Source organism: Micromonospora sp. WMMD1128, from assembly GCF_027497235.1.
Lineage (GTDB): Bacteria > Actinomycetota > Actinomycetes > Mycobacteriales > Micromonosporaceae > Micromonospora.
The window spans coordinates 617970-634678 of record NZ_CP114902.1 but is presented as its reverse complement, the minus strand read 5'-3'; the positions used below and the strand labels follow the sequence as shown (position 1 = coordinate 634678).

Genomic DNA, 16709 nt, shown 5'->3' with positions numbered 1-16709 from the left:
GCGGGGGCCCTTCTTAACACGTCGGTGTTAAGCGGGGCCCCCGCCTCTACCGAATGCGTTAAGCGGGGCCCCCGCCTTCCTAGCTGGTTTCGCCGGCCACGCTGAAGGAACGCAGGCGGTCGATGGCCAGCGCGGTGAAGCCGATCGCCACCAGCGCGGTCAGCACGGCCGCGACCGGCACCGAGACGGTGGTGCCGAGCAGCGGGGTGGGCGCCATCTTGTCGGCAAGCGCGATCACCCACTGCTGGATCGAGAGCACCTTGGTGCCGTTGACGAACCGACCGAGCAGACCCTCCCAGATCAGCACGTAGACCAGGCCGACCAGCACCGGCCGCCGGCTCACCAGGCTGAGCGCCAGGAACAACGCCGAGTACGCCAACGCGCCCGCCGCCGAGGCCGCCACCAGGGCCAGGCCGAGGCGTACCGAGTCGGCAAGCACGCCCGCGACGTAGAGCGGGACGCCGGCGGTGACCGCGCTGACCACGGCCGCCACCGCCAGCTTCGGCAGCACGATCTGCCAGCGGGGCAGCGGCTTGGTGAGGATGTGCACCACGGTGCCGTCGTCGATCTCGGCACCGAGCACGCCGGTGCCCACGATCAGGGCGACCACCGGCAGCACCACGGCCAGGCCGAGACCGACGAGCACCGGCGGCCCCCACTGGCCCGGGTCCACGCCGAGCGACCGGCAGAGCACCGCCAGGCCGACCAGGATCAGCGGCAACGGCAGCAGCATGAGGAACCGGCTGCGGCCGAACAGGCCGCGTGCGGTGATCCAGCTAACGGTCGACATCAGGCCTCCACCAGATACGAGAAGACGCTCTCCAGCGACTCGTCCGCCGGCAGCAGCTGCCGGACCCGGATGCCGTGGCGGAGTGCGATCCTGGGCAACGCCCGGGTGAAGGCGCCGTAGTCACTCGCCTTCACGGTCAGGCCGGTGCGGTCCAACTCGACGCCGGAAACCGAGTTCTCGGCCATCAGCGCCACCGCGAGCGCCCGGTCGTCGGTGGAACGCACCCCGAAGACGTGCGGACGGTTGGTCATCAACCGGCGGATGGTCCGGTAGTCGCCGGAGGCGGCCAACCGCCCGGCGACCATCACCTGGACCGTGCCGGAGACCTGCTCGACCTCCTCCAGGATGTGCGAGCTGAACAGGATGGTCCGGCCGGCGTCACCGAGCCGGTGCAGCAACCCCATCATGTGCAGCCGCTGCCGGGGATCCATTCCGTTGAACGGCTCGTCGAGCAGCAGCACCTGCGGGTCGTGCACGAGTGCGGCGGCCACCCGGGTGCGCTGCCGCATGCCCTTGGAGTAGGTGCCGATCCGGCGGCCCTGCGCGTCCTGCATCTCGACCAGCTCGATCGCCCGCCGGGCCGCCGCCTCCGGGTCGGGCAGCCGGTGCAGCTTCGCGCTCGCCAGCACGAACTCGTAGGCGCTGAGGAAGGTGTGCACCGCCTCCCGTTCGCTGACCAGACCGAGCCGCCGGTAGACACCCGGGTTGCGCCAGGTCGGCTCCCCGTCCAGCGTCACCGTGCCCCGGGACGGGGCGAGGAAACCGGCCATCATGTGCAGCAGCGTGGTCTTCCCGGCGCCGTTCGGGCCGAGCAGGCCGGTCACCCCGGGGCCGAGCCGCATGCTGACGTCGTTGACCGCCACGACGTTGCCGTACCAGCGGGAGACGCCGGCCAGGTCGAGGGTGCTGGCCGCGGCGGCGGACACGCCGGCCGCCGGTTGCGTGCTGATCGCCGTCATCGGGCGGCCACCTTCCGGTATCGCAGGAACAGCAGGCTGACGCAAGCGGCGACCAGCAGCACGGCGACCACGGCGTAGACCGGCCCGAAGTCCCCGATCGGTATGCCCCCTTCCCCTCCCTGGGTCAGCAGGTCGCCGAGCGCCCAACTGCCCACGCCACTGACGAGCGACGACGGGGAGGCGAGGAAGGCCAACTCGTTGACCGTCCGGGACGGCAGGATGGAGAGCACGCCGACCACCGGCGTGGTCATCAGGAAGACCGCCACGATGCCGCCGGCGGCGAAGGCACGCTTGCCGGTCAGCGAGGCGACAAGCAGGGCGATCGAGGCGAAGACCACCGCCCACAGGCCGGCGTAGAGCAGGCCGGGCAGCAGGTCGAGCAGCTCGTCCCAGACCCCGCGCACCCCCCGCGAGGTGGTGAACGCCGCGCCCAGGAACATCACCAACTGCGGGCCGCCGAGCAGCAGCCAGAGCGACGTGACAAGCGCCAGCAGCTTGGCCAGCGCGTAGTCGCCGCGCGGCAGCGGCCGGGAGAAGTAGAGCGGCAGCACGCCGCTGCGCAGGTCGCGGGAGACCAACTCGGGGGCGGCCACCGCGGCGAAGAAGATGACCAGCCAGCTCATCGCGTCGGCGAACTGGGCGTACGTCATCACCACCTGGCCGGTCTGACTGCGCACCGCGGTCAACCCGGCCGCCACCACGGTCACCACCGCGACCACCAGCCACGGGAAGATCTTCGCCTTGGCGCTGCGGCCCAACCCGAAGACGGTACGCACGCCGTGGCCGTAGAGCGCACCGAAGACCTGCCAGCGGCCCAGCCGCGGGCCGGTGTAGCGCTGGTAGCCGATGTCGTGGATGACGCCGGTCGCTTCAGGCATGGCTGGGCTCCCTCGGGGCGAAGAGCTCGGCCACCCGGTGCCGTCGCTGGTCCAGCCGGTGCAGTGGCAGGTCCAGCTCGGCGACCGCGCCGAGGATCAGGTCGTAGGTGTGGTCGTCGGCGAGCGGGACGAGCAGCAGCCGACCGTCCCGGGACACCGGCAGGTCAAGCGCGGCGAGTCGGGCGGCCAGCTCCTCCGTACCCTCGCTCACCTCGACGGCGAGCACGTCGGTGGCGGTGGTCATCGCGGCGACCCGGTCGGCGCGCAACAGCCGGCCGCCGTCGATCGCGATGAGCGTGTCGCAGATCCGCTCCACCTCGCCGAGCAGGTGCGAGCAGACGACCACGGAGATGCCGAACTCGGTGCCGATCCGGTGGATCAGGGCGAGCATGGCGTCCCGGCCGGCCGGGTCGAGGCCGTTCGTGGGCTCGTCGAGCAGCAGCAGGTCGGGGTCGTGCACGAGCGCCTGGGCGAGCTTCACCCGCTGCTTCATGCCGGTGGAGTAGCCACCGACGGCCCGGTGCCGCTCCTCGTGCAGGCCGACGTGGCGCAGCGCCTCGGAGGCCCGTTCCCGGGCGACCGTGCGCGGCAGCCCGCTCATCCGGCCCAGGTGGGTGACCAGCTCGGCGGCGGAGAGGTCCGGCGGGAGGGCGTCGTGCTCGGGCATGTAGCCCACCCGGGCGCGGACCGCGGCCGGGTCGGTGGTGGGGTCGAGGCCGAGCACCTGCACCCGGCCGTTGGTCGGCGGGAGCAGACCCAGCAGGATCTTGATCAGGGTGGACTTGCCGGCGCCGTTGGCGCCCACCAGCCCGATGATCCCCGGCTCGACCGACACGGTGAGGTCGGCCAACGCGGTGACCCGGCCTCCGTACGTCTTGGTCAGCGACTCGGTCGCGAGCAGTGTCACGCTGACAGCCTAGAAACCCCGGTCCCGTCAGGGCACCAGGAAACGCTCGGGGTTGTCCCTGATTCCGCCCCGACACACGCGCCCGCCGGCCCGGCCCGGCGGATCCGCCGGGCGCTCCGCCGGACGGCGCGCGTCGGCAGCCGGTCGCCCGATCGACCGGTCGGGTCCCGTCGGTGAGGATTCGGTGTCCCTGACTCCATCCGCGACCAGTTCACCGACGGTCCCCGGGACGTGCGGTTACCGGCGGGTGGAGTGGCGCTCTCGACCGATCGCCGGTGGGCTGCGAAACTGTGTGCCGGCCGGCGAGTTGGGGGTTCGATGAGCAACGGGTGGATCCTGCCCGAGGATGTGCTGCGGGATGCGCCGGCGTACGCGCCCAGACCCGCTGAACTGGCCGATCTCGAGCTGCTGTTGACCGGGGCGTACGCGCCGTTGAGCGGTTTCATGACCCGGGCGGACCTGGCGTCGCTGGGCCGGCGCGGCCGGCTCGCCGACGGCACGCCCTGGCCGGTGCCGGTGACGTTGCAGGTGCCGGCGGCGCTCGTCGAAGGGCTGGAGCTGGCCGATCCGGCCAGCCGGGCGCTGGTGCTCACCGACGGCGAGGGCGCCCCGGTGGCGGCCATGGACGTGACAGACGTCTGGCCGGCCCGCGCGGGCACGGTCGGCGTCGGGGGCGCGGTACACCGGCTGGGTGACGGCGGTCACGGTCCGTTCCAGCGGCTGCGGCGCGGCCCGGACGAGGTGCGGGGGCTGCTGCCACCGGGCCGGGTGCTCGGTGTCTTCGCCGACCGCCCGCTGCACCGACCGCAGTTGGCCCAGATCGCCCACGCGGCCCGCACGCTCGGTGCGCACCTGCTGGTGTTCATCCCGGTGGGCGAGGAGTCGACGGGTGGCCTGCCGGCCGAGGCACTGGTACGCAGCGTGTTCGCGGCCCGCGACCGGATGCCGCCGGCGACGCTTGTGGCGGTGCCGCTGGCGGGTCGGGCCGACGAGATCAGTGACGCGTTGCTGCGGGCCCGGGTGGCCGCCGCATACGGGGTGACCCATCTGCTCTCCACCGAGGGCATGCTCTCCGGCGCCGGCCTGCGGGTGCTGGTGCCCCGGGAGTTGGCGTACGACAACCGGGACGGGCAGTGGCGCTGGCGGGAGGACATCCCGCCGCGCAACCGCCGGCTGGCGCTGAGCCAGGAGGAGATCGACGACCTGCTCGACCGGGGCTTCCCGCTGCCGGAGTGGCACACTCCGCCCGCGGTGGCCCGGGAACTGGCCCGGGCCCGCCCGCCGCGACGGCACCGCGGTCTGGTGATCTTCCTGACCGGCCTCTCCGGCTCGGGGAAGTCGACGGTCGCCCGAGGTCTCGCCGACGCGCTCCGGGAGCAGGGCGATCGCACGCTCACGCTGCTCGACGGCGACGTGGTGCGCCGGGAGCTGTCGGCCGGGCTGGGCTTCAGCAAGGCCGACCGCGATCTCAACGTGCGCCGGATCGGCTGGGTGGCCGCCGAGATCGCCCGGCACCGCGGGGTCGGCATCTGCTGCCCGATCGCGCCGTACGCGGCGGCCCGGGCGACCGCCCGGGAGATGGCGGAGGCGGCCGGGGCGGGTTTCCTGCTGGTCCACGTGGCGACCCCGCTGGCGGTCTGCGAGCAGCGCGACCGCAAGGGCCTCTACGCCCGGGCCCGCGCCGGCCTGATCACCGGGATGACCGGGATCGACGACCCCTACGAGGAGCCCACCGACGCCGACCTGGTGGTCAACACCGCGGACCTGACCGTCGAGGAGGCGGTGCAGCGGGTGATGGAGCACCTCACCGAGACCGGCTGGGTGGAGCCCCGCCTGCAGCCCGCCTGATCTGCCCCGCGTCGCCGTAGTCCCACCTCGCGTCCCCTTCACCTGCGCGGTAGTGTTCGGCTTTGTTGGAACGCGTTCGACCACGTTCGTGCGGTCGGGGAGGCTCGGGAGGTGACCGGGGATGCTGGCGCGGCAGCGGCAGACCGCCATCCTGGAACGGGTCCGCGCCGCCGGCGGGGTCCGGGTCACCGAACTGGCCGCCGAGTTCGGCGTGTCGGACATGACCATCCGGCGGGACCTGGAGACGCTGCACGGTCAGGGCCTGCTCGCCAAGGTGCACGGTGGGGCGACGCTGGCCGGGCCCGGCTCGACCGACGAGCCCGGCTTCGAAGCCAAGTCCGTCCGCCAGTCGACCGAGAAGGCGGCCATCGCCGCCCACGCCGCCCGGCTGGTCCGCCCCGGCGCCGCGATCGCCCTCTCCGCCGGCACCACCACCGCCGAGCTGGCCCGCCGCCTGATCGACGTCCCCGGCCTGACGGTGGTCACCAACTCCCTGCCGGTGGCGGAGATCCTGCACACCGCCGGCCGGCCGGACCACACAGTCGTGCTCACCGGCGGCGTACGCACCCCGTCGGACGCGCTCGTCGGTCCGCTGGCCGTGGCCGCGATCGCCGCGCTCCACCTTGATCTGCTCTTCCTCGGCGTGCACGGAATCAGCGAACGGGCCGGATTCACCACGCCCAACCTGATGGAGGCGGACACGAACCGGGCACTTGTGGCAGCCGCCGACGCGCTCGTGGTGCTGGCCGACCACACCAAGTGGGGCACGGTCGGCATCTCCTCGATCGTCGGCCTGGACGCGGCGGACGTGCTGGTCACCGACGACCGGTTGCCACCCGACGCACGGCGGGTACTCGAGGAGAGGGTGGGTGAGCTGGTGACGGTCCCGGCGACGAGGGGGGCGGCGTGAAGCGTACGCAGATCGAGCTGGCCGACGGCCGCGAGCTGATCTACTTCGACGAGCGGGACGACACGGTACGGGACCAGCCGGACCGGCGGGAACTACCCCCGCCGCCCCCCGCCTCGCAGCTGCGCTACGACCCGTTGACCGACGAGTGGGTGGCGGTGGCGGTGCACCGGCAGACCCGCATCTTCCTGCCCCCGGCCGACCAGTGCCCGCTCTGCCCCTCCCGCGGTGACCGGCACAGCGAGATCCCGGCGCCGGAGTACGACGTGGTCGTCTTCGAGAACCGGTTCCCGTCGCTGAGCCAGCGGGTGGCCGAGGAGCCCGCCGAGATCACGCCGTTCACCCCGGTCCGCCCCGGGGTCGGCAGGTGCGAGGTGGTCTGCTTCACCGACGACCACAACGCCTCGTTCGCCCGGCTCTCCCCGCTGCGGGTGCGGACGGTGCTGGACGCGCTCGCCGACCGCACCGCCGCGCTGAGCGCGCTGCCCGGCGTGGAGCAGGTGTTCCCGTTCGAGAACCGGGGCGTGGAGATCGGGGTGACGCTGCACCACCCGCACGGGCAGATCTACGCGTATCCCTTCGTCACCCCGCGGACCCGGAGCCTGCTCGCCGCCGCCCGGCGGCACGCCGAACGCACCGGGGGCAACCTCTACGCCGACGTGCTGGCCGCCGAGCGCGCCGCCGGCGACCGGGTGGTGGCGAGCAACGAGCACTGGACCGCGTACGTGCCGGCGGCGGCCCGCTGGCCGTTCGAGGTGCACCTGGCCCCGCACCGGCCGGTGCCGGACATCCCGGCGCTCGACGACGCCGAGCGGGACGCCTTCGGGCCGCTCTACCTCGACCTGCTGCGCCGCTTCGACGGGCTGTTCGAGATGCCGATGCCCTACATCGCGGCCTGGCACCAGGCACCGGTGCGGGTCGACCGGGAGCTGGGCCACCTGCACCTGCAGTTGTTCAGCGTCCGGCGGGCGAAGGACAAGCTGAAGTACCTGGCCGGTTCGGAGTCCGGCATGGGCGTCTTCATCAACGACATCGCCCCCGAGCGCGCCGCCGAGCTGCTGCGCGCCGCGTGAAGGCGGGGGGAGGTGTTAATAAGGGCCCCTTCCACAACGCGAGGCGTTAAGAAGGGGCCCTTCCTTACATCTCAGGCCGCGAGCTTGCGGGACAGGTTCTCGTCGAGCGCGCTCATGAACTCGTCGGTGGTCAGCCACGGGGCGTCCCGCGAGATGAGCAGCGCCAGGTCCTTGGTCATCTGGCCGCCCTCGACGGTCTCCACGATGACCTGCTCCAGCGTGTTGGCGAACTCGGTGACCGCGGGGGTGCCGTCCAGCTTGCCCCGGTGGGCCAGGCCCCGGGTCCAGGCGTAGATCGAGGCGATCGGGTTGGTGGAGGTCTTCTCGCCCTTCTGGTACTGCCGGTAGTGCCGGGTGACGGTGCCGTGCGCGGCCTCGGCCTCGACGGTACGGCCGTCCGGGGAGAGCAGCACCGAGGTCATCAGGCCGAGCGAGCCGAAGCCCTGCGCGACGGTGTCGGACTGCACGTCACCGTCGTAGTTCTTGCAGGCCCAGACGTACCCGCCTTCCCACTTGAGCGCGGCGGCGACCATGTCGTCGATCAGCCGGTGCTCGTAGGTGAGCCCGGCGGCGTCGAACTCGGCCTTGAACTCGGCCTCGAACACCTCGGCGAAGATGTCCTTGAACCGACCGTCGTACGCCTTGAGGATGGTGTTCTTGGTCGACATGTAGACCGGGTAGTTGCGGTCGAGGCCGTACCGGAACGAGGCGCGGGCGAAGTCCCGGATCGACTCGTCGAAGTTGTACATGCCCATGGCGATGCCGCCGCCGGGGAAGTTGGCGACCTCCATCTCCATCGGCGCGCCACCGTCGGCCGGGGCGTAGGTGATGGTGACCTTGCCCGGGCCGGGCACGACGAAGTCGGTGGCCTTGTACTGGTCGCCGTGCGCGTGCCGGCCGATGATGATCGGCTTGGTCCAGCCCGGGACGAGCCGCGGCACGTTCGACATGATGATCGGCTCGCGGAACACGACGCCGCCGAGGATGTTGCGGATGGTGCCGTTCGGCGACCGCCACATCTTCTTCAGGCCGAACTCCTCCACCCGGGCCTCGTCCGGGGTGATGGTGGCGCACTTGACGCCGACGCCGTGCTCCTTGATGGCGTTGGCGGCGTCGACGGTGACCTGGTCTTCGGTCTCGTCGCGGTACTGGATCGACAGGTCGTAGTAGTGCAGGTCGACGTCGAGGTAGGGCAGGATCAGCTGCTCCCGGATCTGCTTCCAGATGATCCGGGTCATCTCGTCGCCGTCGATCTCCACGACCGGGTTGTTTACCTTGATCTTCGCCATCGGCCGGCGCTCCTCTCGGGGGACACGTGCTCAAGCAGTACGAGCGTACTGGAAACGGCTCGGGGCGCCCCAGCCGGCCTCACCCGGGGAGAACGGGATCACCCGGAACGGGTCGCGAGGGCATCCTTCCCGGATGCCGCCGGCACACACTCGGGGACCCGGAATCACCCCGGGGGTACGCGCGCTGAGCACGCCCGGGGACGCGGAAGGGCGGCCGGCGGGACGCCGGCCGCCCTTGGGCGGGTGGTGCTGGGGTGTCAGAGGGAGGAGATGTCGCCCTGCTTGGCGCGGACGGCCTCGGCGGCCTCCTTCAGGGCGGCCAGCTCGTCGGCGTCCAGGTCGGTCTCGACGACCCGCTTCACGCCCCCGGCGCCGATCTCGGCCTCGACGCCCAGGTAGACGCCGGAGATGCCGTACTCGCCGTCGACCCACGCGCACACCGGCATGACGTCGCCGGAGTCCTCGGCCACGGCCTTCGCCATCCGGGCCGCGGCGGCGGACGGGGCGTAGTACGCGGACCCGGTCTTCAGCAGCGCGACGACCTCGGCGCCACCGTTGCGGGTCTTGACGACCAGTTCCTCGATCTGCTCGGCCGGCATGACGTCGCGCAACGGCTTGCCGTTCACGGTGCTCTGCGACGGCACCGGGACCATGGTGTCGCCGTGCGAGCCGAGGGTCAGGGTCCGCACCGACTTCACCGGTACGCTCAGCGCCTCCGCGACGAAGTTGGTGAACCGGGCGGTGTCGAGCATGCCGGCCTGGCCGAGTACCCGGTTCTTCGGGAACTGCGTGGCGAGCTGCGCCAGCGCGGTCATCTCGTCGAGCGGGTTCGACACCACGATGACGACGGCGTTCGGGGCGTACTTGGCGACGTTCTCGGCGACCTGACGCACGATCTTGGCGTTGGTCTCCAGCAGGTCCATCCGGCTCATACCCGGCTTGCGGGGCAGGCCGGCGGTGATGACGACGACGTCGGAGCCCTCGATGGCCTCGTACCCCTCGCCGTTCGGCCCGGTGGTGACGCCGACGACTGTGGTCTCGAAGCCCTCGACCGCACGCGACTGGTTGAGGTCCAGCGCGAGGCCCGCCGGCTTGCCCTCCACGATGTCGGTGATCACGACGGTGTCGAAGATGTCGTACTCGGCCAGACGCTGTGCCGTGGTGGAGCCGTAGAAGCCGGCCCCGACGACAGTGACCTTCTTACCCATGGTCGTCCCACTCCCTGTTACCAGTCGGTTTCCCGGACCGTATCAGCCATCCTGGCACCGATCGGGCGAGGGGCGGACGGTTATGACCTGTCTGGGTGGTCAGCCGGCCCGCTCGGCCCGCTCCACCACGTTCGTGAGCAGCATGGCCCGGGTCATCGGGCCGACTCCGCCGGGCATCGGCACCACCTTGCCGGCCACCTCGAACACCTCCGGGTCGACGTCACCGGTGTAGCGCCCCTTGCCGTCGTCGCCGATCACCCGGGTGATGCCGACGTCCACCACCGTCGCGCCGGGGGTGACCATGTCGGCGGTGAGCAGTCCCGGCACCCCGGCGGCGACGATGACGATCTCGGCGGCGCGGGTGTGCCCGGCGAGGTCGAGGGTGCCGGTGTGGCAGAGCGTGACGGTGGCGTTCTCGCTGCGCCGGGTGAGCAGCAGGCCGAGCGGCCGGCCGACGGTGTTGCCGCGGCCGACCACGGCGACGTTCGCGCCGCGCAGCGGCACGTCGTGCCGGCGCAGCAGCTCGACGATGCCGCGCGGGGTGCAGGGCAGCGGCGCGTCGTAGCCGAGCACGAGTCGGCCCAGGTTGACCGGGTGCAGGCCGTCGGCGTCCTTGTCCGGGTCGATGGATTCGAGCGCCCGCTGGGTGTCCAGGTGGGCCGGGAGCGGGAGCTGGACGATGTAGCCGTGGCAGGCCGGGTCGGCGTTCAGCTCGGCGAGCGCCGCGTCGAGCTGCGCCTGGCCCGCGTCGGCGGGCAGCGTGACCCGCAGCGAGGCGATGCCGACCTCGGCGCAGTCGCGGTGCTTGCCGTTGACGTACGCCTGGGAGCCGGGGTCCTCCCCGACCAGGACCGTACCGAGCCCGGGGGTGATGCCGCGCTCGGCGAGCGCCTTGACCCGCGCCCGCAGTTCGTCCTTGATCTCCGCCGCGGTGGCCTTGCCGTCCAGGATCGTCGCCGTCACGTCGTGATCGTCTCACGCCCGCGACCGGGCCGGACGACGACCGCAGGTGATCACGCTCCGCAGCGTGGGTTCCGTCACTCAGGGTCACCGATCAGGGACCGAAACGGGACATCGGGACACACTCCGTTACCAGCTCGCAACGCTTCCGTTGTCGATCCGCCGCACCGCGACCTACCGTTACGGCTCGTTGCGCAGAGTCACCCAACGTCGGGCCGACCGCGCAGCGTGAGGAGACGAGGAGACCCCATGCGTGTTCGTAGGCTCGCGGCCTGGGCCGCTCTCCCGCTCGCGGTGACGCTGGGCCTGACGGCCTGCGGCCCGGGCGGCGGCAGCGGCGGCGCAAGCGACCCCGACGCGGCCGTGCGGATCGAGATCGCCGAGCCGCAGCACCTGGTGCCGACAAACACCAACGAGACGAGTGGCTCGCAGGTCCTGTCGGCCCTGTTCAGCCCGCTCGTCGACTACGACGAGGCGAACAAGCCGCACGAGGTGGCGGCCGAGTCGGTGACGTCGTCGGACAACAAGGTCTGGACGATCAAGCTGAAGCCCGGCTACACGTTCCACAACGGCGAGAAGGTCACCGCCGACAACTACGTCGACGCCTGGAACTACGGCGCGTACGCCCCGAACGGGCAGAACTCCAGCTACTTCTTCGAGAAGATCGCCGGCTACGACGACCTTCAGGGCGAGAAGCCGAAGGCCGAGACGCTGAGCGGCCTGAAGAAGGTCGACGACCTGACCTTCACCGTGACGCTCACCGAGCCGTACGTCGACTTCAAGACCATGCTCGGCTACACGGCGTTCTACCCGCTGCCCGAGGCGGCCTTCTCCGCGCCGGGCGTGCTCGCCGAGGGCTACGAGCAGGCGCCGATCGGCCAGGGCCCGTTCAAGATGAAGGGCACCTGGCAGCACGACGCCAAGGTCGAGGTGGAGCGCTACGACGCCTTCCCGGGCCAGCAGCCCAAGGTCGGCGGCGTCGAGTTCCGGATCTACCAGCAGCCGACCGCCGCGTACGCGGACGTGCTGGCGGACAACCTCGACGTGATCAAGACGATCCCGACCGAGAACCTGTCGACCGCCGCCACCGACCTCGGCGACCGGTTCCAGCAGAGTCCGGCCTCGTCGCTCCAGGTGCTGGCGTTCCCGACGTTCCAGAAGGAGTTCAGCAAGCCCGAGGTGCGCAAGGCCATCTCGATGGCGATCGACCGGGACGAGATCACCACGTCGATCTTCAAGGACTCGCAGCAGCCGGCCCGTTCGTTCGTCTCGCCCGTGGTCGCGGGCTACCGGGAGAACACCATCGGCACCGCCGGCGCGTTCGACCCGGCCAAGGCCAAGGCGATGTACGAGGCCGCGGGCGGCCCGCAGAAGATCGAGCTGTCCTACAACGGCGACGGCGGCCACAAGGACTGGATCGACGCCACCTGCAACCAGCTCAAGGCCAACCTGGGCGTGGAGTGCGTGGGCAACGCCGAGCCGAAGTTCGCGGACCTGCTGACCAAGCTCAAGCAGAAGCAGTCGGTCGGCCTGTTCCGGATGGGCTGGGTGATGGACTACCCGTCCATGGAGAACTATCTGGGCCCGCTGTACAGCACCAACGGCTCGTCGAACTACTACGGCTACTCGAACCCGGAGTTCGACAAGCTGCTCGCCGAGGGCGCCCGCGCGGCGACCGAGGACGAGGCGATCAAGAAGTACCAGGCGGCGGAGGACCTCCTCGCGCAGGACCTGCCGGTGATCCCGCTGCGGTACGGGCAGAACAACTTCGGCCACTCCACCAAGGTCACGAACGTGCACGTGGACCTCTTCGACCGGGTGGACCTGCTGGAGATCGAACGCGCCTGACACCCCTCGGCACGGGCCGGGCCACCCCCACCGGGTGGCCCGGCCCTGGCATTGGCCCGCATTTCGTGCGCTTTCGGCAGACTTGCCAGCATGCTCCGCTTCATCCTGCGGCGACTGCTCCAGATGGTCCTCGCCTTCTTCGGGACCACGCTGATCGTCTACGCGCTGATGTTCGCCGGGCAGGGCGACCCGATCCAGGCGCTCGCCGGGGAACGGCCCGTCACCGCGGCCCAGCGCGCCTACCTGACCGAGAAGTACCACCTGGACGCCACCGGGATCGGCGGCTTCCTCTACCGCTACGTCAACTACCTGGGCGGCCTGCTCCGGGGTGACCTCGGCGAGTCGCTGACCGGCCGGCAGATCGGCGACATCCTCGCCGCCGCCTGGCCGGTCACCGTGAAGCTGGCGCTGATCGCGATAGCCGTGACCATCGGAGTCGGAGTCACCGCCGGGGTGATCGCCGGCATCCGGAGGGCCGGCGTCTTCGACTACGCGACGCTCGTGCTCACGCTGCTGGTGCTCGGCATACCCACGATCGTGCTGGCCCCGCTGGCGCAGTACTTCCTCGGCGTACGCTGGCCGATCTTCCCGCCCACCGCCGGCGCCCAGCCCTCGCTGTGGGCGCTGCTGCTGCCCGGCCTCGTGCTCGGCTCGCTGTCGCTCGCCACCGCGCTGCGGCTGACCCGGACGTCGGTGTCGGAGAACCTGCGCGCCGACTACGTGCGCACCGCCCGGTCGAAGGGCCTGGTGCGGCGGCGCATCGTCGGCGTGCACGTGCTGCGCAACTCGCTCATCCCGGTGGTCACCTTCCTCGGCGTCGAGCTGGGCAACCTGATGAGCGGCGCGATCATCACCGAGGGCGTGTTCAACATCCCCGGTGTCGGCTTCAACCTGTTCCGCGGCATCCGCACCGAGGACGGGCCGCTGGTGGTGGGCATCGTCAGCGTGCTCGTCGTGGTCTACCTGCTGTCCAACCTCGTGGTGGACGTGCTCTACGCCGTACTCGACCCGAGGATCCGCTATGAGTGACTTCGAAACGGTGGCGGCGACCGAGGACCAGTCGGCACGACGCGGCGTCTCCGGCGAGCCGGCCACCCCGGACCGGGCCGGCGAGCCGCGCCGACCCCGCAGCCTGGCCGGCGACGCCTGGCGGGACCTGCGCCGCAACCCGGTCTTCTGGCTCAGTCTGCTGCTCGTCGCGCTGGTCGCCGCGATGGCCGTCGCGCCCGGGCTGTTCGCCGCCAACGACCCGCGCGACTGCGTGCTGTCCCGGCAGCATGCCGGGCCGTCCGGCGGGGCGATCTTCGGGTACGACTTCCAGGGCTGCGACACGTTCGCCCGCGCCGTCTACGGGGCCCGCGCGTCGCTGCTGGTCGGCGCGTTCTCGGCGCTGATCACCGGCGTGATCGCGCTCGTCGTCGGCATGGTCGCCGGCTTCTTCGGCGGCTGGGTGGACGCGGTGCTCTCCCGGGTGATCGACATCGTGCTCGGCATCCCGCTGCTGCTGGCCGCCATCGTGCTGCTCAAGCGCGTGAGCACAAGCGGCGAGACGGTACGCCTGTTCGCGGTCATCCTGGTGCTGGCGCTGCTCGGCTGGACCACCGCGGCCCGCGTGGTGCGCTCCTCGGTCATCACCGCCCGGGAGCAGGACTACGTGGCCGCGGCCCGGATGCTCGGCGCCGGCAACGGCCGGATCATGTGGCGGCACATCCTGCCGAACGCGCTCGCCCCGGCCATCGTGGTGCTCACCATCGCGCTCGGGTCGTTCATCGCGGCCGAGGCGACGCTGAGCTTCCTCGGCATCGGCCTGAAGGCCCCGACCATCTCCTGGGGCATCGACATCGACGCCGGCCGGGTGCACATGCGGGAGTCGGCGACGCCGCTGATCGTGCCGTCGGCCTTCCTCGCGCTGACCGTGCTCGCCTTCATCATGCTCGGCGACGCGGTCCGCGACGCCTTCGACCCGAAACTGCGGTGAGACAGATGCCGACGCCGGCCTCCCCCACCCCGCCCGGCGGGCACCTGCTTGAGGTACGGGACCTGCACGTCGAGTTCCGCACCCGCGAGGGTGTGGCCCGGGTGATCAACGGGGTGACGTACCACCTGGACGCCGGCGAGACGCTCGCCGTGCTCGGCGAGTCCGGCTCCGGCAAGTCGGTCACCGCGCAGGCCATCATGGGCATCCTGGACACCCCACCGGCGTACGTCCGCGCCGGTGAGATCCGCTACCAGGGGCGGGACCTGCTCACCCGGTCGGAGTCCGAGCGCCGGCAGGTGCGCGGCGCGGAAATCGCGATGATCTTCCAGGACGCGCTGTCGGCGTTGAACCCGGTCTTCCCGGTCGGTTGGCAGATCGGTGAGTCGCTGCGGCAGCGGGCCGGGCTGTCCCGGGCCGACGCGCGCCGGCGGGCGGTCGAGCTGATGGACCTGGTCCGGATCCCGGCCGCGGCGAAGCGGCTCGGCGACCACCCGCACCAGTTCTCCGGCGGGATGCGGCAACGGGTCATGATCGCCATGGCGTTGGCGCTGGACCCGAAGGTGCTGATCGCCGACGAGCCCACCACGGCCCTCGACGTCACCGTGCAGGCCCAGATCATGGACCTGCTGGCCGACCTGCGGCGGGACCTCGGCATGGCGCTCATCCTGATCACCCACGACCTCGGGGTGGTCGCCGGGGTGGCGGACCGGATCGCGGTCATGTACGCCGGCCGGATCGTCGAGCACGCCGACGTGCGCGCGCTGTACCGGGCGCCCGCCCACCCGTACACCAAGGGGTTGTTGGAGTCGATCCCCCGGCTCGACGTGCGCGGGCAGGAGCTGTCGACCATCCGGGGGTTGCCGCCGAACCTGATGCGGATCCCCTCCGGCTGCCCGTTCCACCCCCGCTGCCCGTACGCGCGGCAGGTCTGCGTGGACGAGGTGCCGCACGACCTCGTCCTCGGCGACGGCCGGACCAGCGCGTGCCACTTCGCGCAGGAGGTCCACGATGACCGCTGACCCGGGCAAGGTTCGCGGCGAGACGATCCTCGCGGTCGACGAGTTGGTCAAGCACTTCCCGATCACCCGGGGCGTGCTGTTCAAGCGGCAGATCGGCGCGGTGCGGGCGGTCGACGGGGTGAGCTTCGAGCTGCGCCGCGGCGAGACGCTCGGCGTGGTCGGCGAGTCCGGCTGCGGCAAGTCCACCCTCGCCCGGCTGCTGATGCGGCTGGAGACGCCGACCGCCGGGCGGGCCACCCTGGAGGGGCGGGACCTGTTCCGGGCCGGGGGCGCCGAGCTGCGCCGGGTGCGGCGGAACATGCAGATGGTGATGCAGGACCCGTACACGTCGCTCAACCCGCGGATGACTGTGGGCGACATCGTCGGCGAACCGTTCGCGATCCACCCGGACGCCGCGCCGAAGGGCAGCCGGCGGCAGCGGGTGCGGGAGCTGCTGGACGTGGTCGGCCTCAACCCGGAACACATTAACCGCTATCCGCACCAGTTCTCCGGCGGCCAGCGGCAGCGCATCGGCATCGCCCGCGCGCTCGCGCTGCGCCCCGAGATCATCGTCTGCGACGAGCCGGTGTCGGCCCTGGACGTCTCCATCCAGGCCCAGGTGATCAACCTGTTGCGGCAGCTCCAGGACGAGTTCGGGCTCTCCTACATCTTCATCGCGCACGACCTGTCGGTGGTCCGGCACATCTGCGACCGGGTGGCCGTGATGTACCTGGGCCGGATCGTGGAGATCGGCACCGAGGAGCAGATCTACCAGCGGGCCACCCACCCGTACACCCAGGCGTTGCTGTCGGCGGTGCCGGTGCCCGACCCGGAGGCCCGCGACCGGCGGACCGTCATCCGGCTCACCGGCGACGTGCCCAGCCCGGCCGACCCGCCGTCGGGCTGCCGGTTCCGCACCCGGTGCTGGAAGGCGGAAGAGGTCTGCGCGGTCCAGGACCCGCAGACGGTGCCCCGCGCCGCCGACCCGCACCCGTCGGCCTGCCACTTCGCCGAGGTGCGCCCGGACGTCTGAGCGACGCGACCGGGTGCGTCCGCCGGACGCACC

The 16709-nt window shown here is 71.4% G+C and carries 15 protein-coding genes; 8 read left to right on the top strand and 7 right to left on the bottom strand.

What is annotated here, in order from left to right; translation table 11 throughout:
- Positions 1 to 79: 79 nt before the first annotated feature.
- The 4 genes from O7602_RS03135 to O7602_RS03120 are packed head-to-tail and all read right to left on the bottom strand — an operon-like array spanning position 80 to position 3534.
- Complete coding sequence (locus O7602_RS03135) at positions 80 to 790, bottom strand: ABC transporter permease subunit (protein ID WP_281586727.1); 711 nt, start codon at positions 788 to 790, stop codon at positions 80 to 82.
- Positions 790 to 1749: an ABC transporter ATP-binding protein gene (locus O7602_RS03130; RefSeq protein ID WP_281586726.1), complete on the bottom strand. Its 960-nt coding sequence runs from the start codon at positions 1747 to 1749 to the stop codon at positions 790 to 792. Before O7602_RS03130 ends, O7602_RS03135 begins: the two co-directional genes overlap by 1 nt.
- Positions 1746 to 2627 (bottom strand): ABC transporter permease subunit, encoded by an 882-nt coding sequence (locus O7602_RS03125; protein ID WP_281586725.1) that lies wholly within the window; start codon positions 2625 to 2627, stop codon positions 1746 to 1748. The genes O7602_RS03130 and O7602_RS03125 overlap by 4 nt, the downstream gene beginning before the upstream one ends.
- The gene (locus tag O7602_RS03120; protein WP_281586724.1) at positions 2620 to 3534 is read right to left on the bottom strand and encodes an ABC transporter ATP-binding protein; all 915 of its coding nucleotides are present in this window, start codon (positions 3532 to 3534) and stop codon (positions 2620 to 2622) included. The genes O7602_RS03125 and O7602_RS03120 overlap by 8 nt, the downstream gene beginning before the upstream one ends.
- Before the next feature lie 318 nt (positions 3535 to 3852).
- Here O7602_RS03120 and cysC point away from each other — a divergent pair, with 318 nt between their 5' ends.
- The 3 genes from cysC to galT all read left to right on the top strand — a co-directional run bounded on the left by cysC (position 3853) and on the right by galT (position 7362).
- On the top strand, positions 3853 to 5382 hold the full coding sequence (gene cysC, locus O7602_RS03115) for an adenylyl-sulfate kinase (protein WP_281586723.1): 1530 nt from the start codon (positions 3853 to 3855) through the stop codon (positions 5380 to 5382).
- Positions 5383 to 5503: 121 nt separating this feature from the next.
- Entirely contained in the window at positions 5504 to 6292 is a 789-nt protein-coding gene (locus O7602_RS03110; protein WP_281586722.1) for a DeoR/GlpR family DNA-binding transcription regulator, read from the top strand.
- Positions 6289 to 7362 carry a galactose-1-phosphate uridylyltransferase gene (gene galT / locus O7602_RS03105; RefSeq protein WP_281586721.1) on the top strand — a complete coding sequence of 358 codons (1074 nt, stop codon included), beginning with the start codon at positions 6289 to 6291 and terminating at the stop codon, positions 7360 to 7362. Before O7602_RS03110 ends, galT begins: the two co-directional genes overlap by 4 nt.
- Positions 7363 to 7433: 71 nt before the next feature.
- Here galT and O7602_RS03100 read toward each other — a convergent pair whose 3' ends face one another.
- The 3 genes from O7602_RS03100 to O7602_RS03090 all read right to left on the bottom strand — a co-directional run bounded on the left by O7602_RS03100 (position 7434) and on the right by O7602_RS03090 (position 10822).
- Complete coding sequence (locus tag O7602_RS03100) at positions 7434 to 8651, bottom strand: NADP-dependent isocitrate dehydrogenase (protein WP_281586720.1); 1218 nt, start codon at positions 8649 to 8651, stop codon at positions 7434 to 7436.
- A 257-nt stretch (positions 8652 to 8908) separates the two neighbouring features.
- A complete protein-coding gene (locus tag O7602_RS03095; RefSeq protein WP_281586719.1) occupies positions 8909 to 9859 on the bottom strand; it encodes a malate dehydrogenase in 951 nt (316 codons plus the stop codon).
- Positions 9860 to 9958: 99 nt separating this feature from the next.
- Positions 9959 to 10822 carry a bifunctional methylenetetrahydrofolate dehydrogenase/methenyltetrahydrofolate cyclohydrolase gene (locus O7602_RS03090; RefSeq protein WP_281586718.1) on the bottom strand — a complete coding sequence of 288 codons (864 nt, stop codon included), beginning with the start codon at positions 10820 to 10822 and terminating at the stop codon, positions 9959 to 9961.
- A 246-nt stretch (positions 10823 to 11068) separates the two neighbouring features.
- On the opposite strand from O7602_RS03090, the gene O7602_RS03085 reads away from it, so the two are divergent.
- From O7602_RS03085 to O7602_RS03065, 5 genes are all read left to right on the top strand, one after another.
- A complete protein-coding gene (locus O7602_RS03085; RefSeq protein WP_281586717.1) occupies positions 11069 to 12667 on the top strand; it encodes an ABC transporter substrate-binding protein in 1599 nt (532 codons plus the stop codon).
- Positions 12668 to 12757: 90 nt separating this feature from the next.
- Positions 12758 to 13696: an ABC transporter permease gene (locus tag O7602_RS03080; RefSeq protein ID WP_281586716.1), complete on the top strand. Its 939-nt coding sequence runs from the start codon at positions 12758 to 12760 to the stop codon at positions 13694 to 13696.
- Positions 13689 to 14645, top strand: a complete 957-nt coding sequence (locus O7602_RS03075) for an ABC transporter permease (RefSeq protein ID WP_281586715.1) — start codon at positions 13689 to 13691, stop codon at positions 14643 to 14645. The genes O7602_RS03080 and O7602_RS03075 overlap by 8 nt, the downstream gene beginning before the upstream one ends.
- A 5-nt stretch (positions 14646 to 14650) precedes the next feature.
- Positions 14651 to 15664 carry an ABC transporter ATP-binding protein gene (locus tag O7602_RS03070; protein WP_281586714.1) on the top strand — a complete coding sequence of 338 codons (1014 nt, stop codon included), beginning with the start codon at positions 14651 to 14653 and terminating at the stop codon, positions 15662 to 15664.
- Positions 15654 to 16676: a dipeptide ABC transporter ATP-binding protein gene (locus O7602_RS03065; RefSeq protein WP_281586713.1), complete on the top strand. Its 1023-nt coding sequence runs from the start codon at positions 15654 to 15656 to the stop codon at positions 16674 to 16676. The genes O7602_RS03070 and O7602_RS03065 overlap by 11 nt, the downstream gene beginning before the upstream one ends.
- The last annotated feature ends 33 nt before the right edge of the window (positions 16677 to 16709 follow it).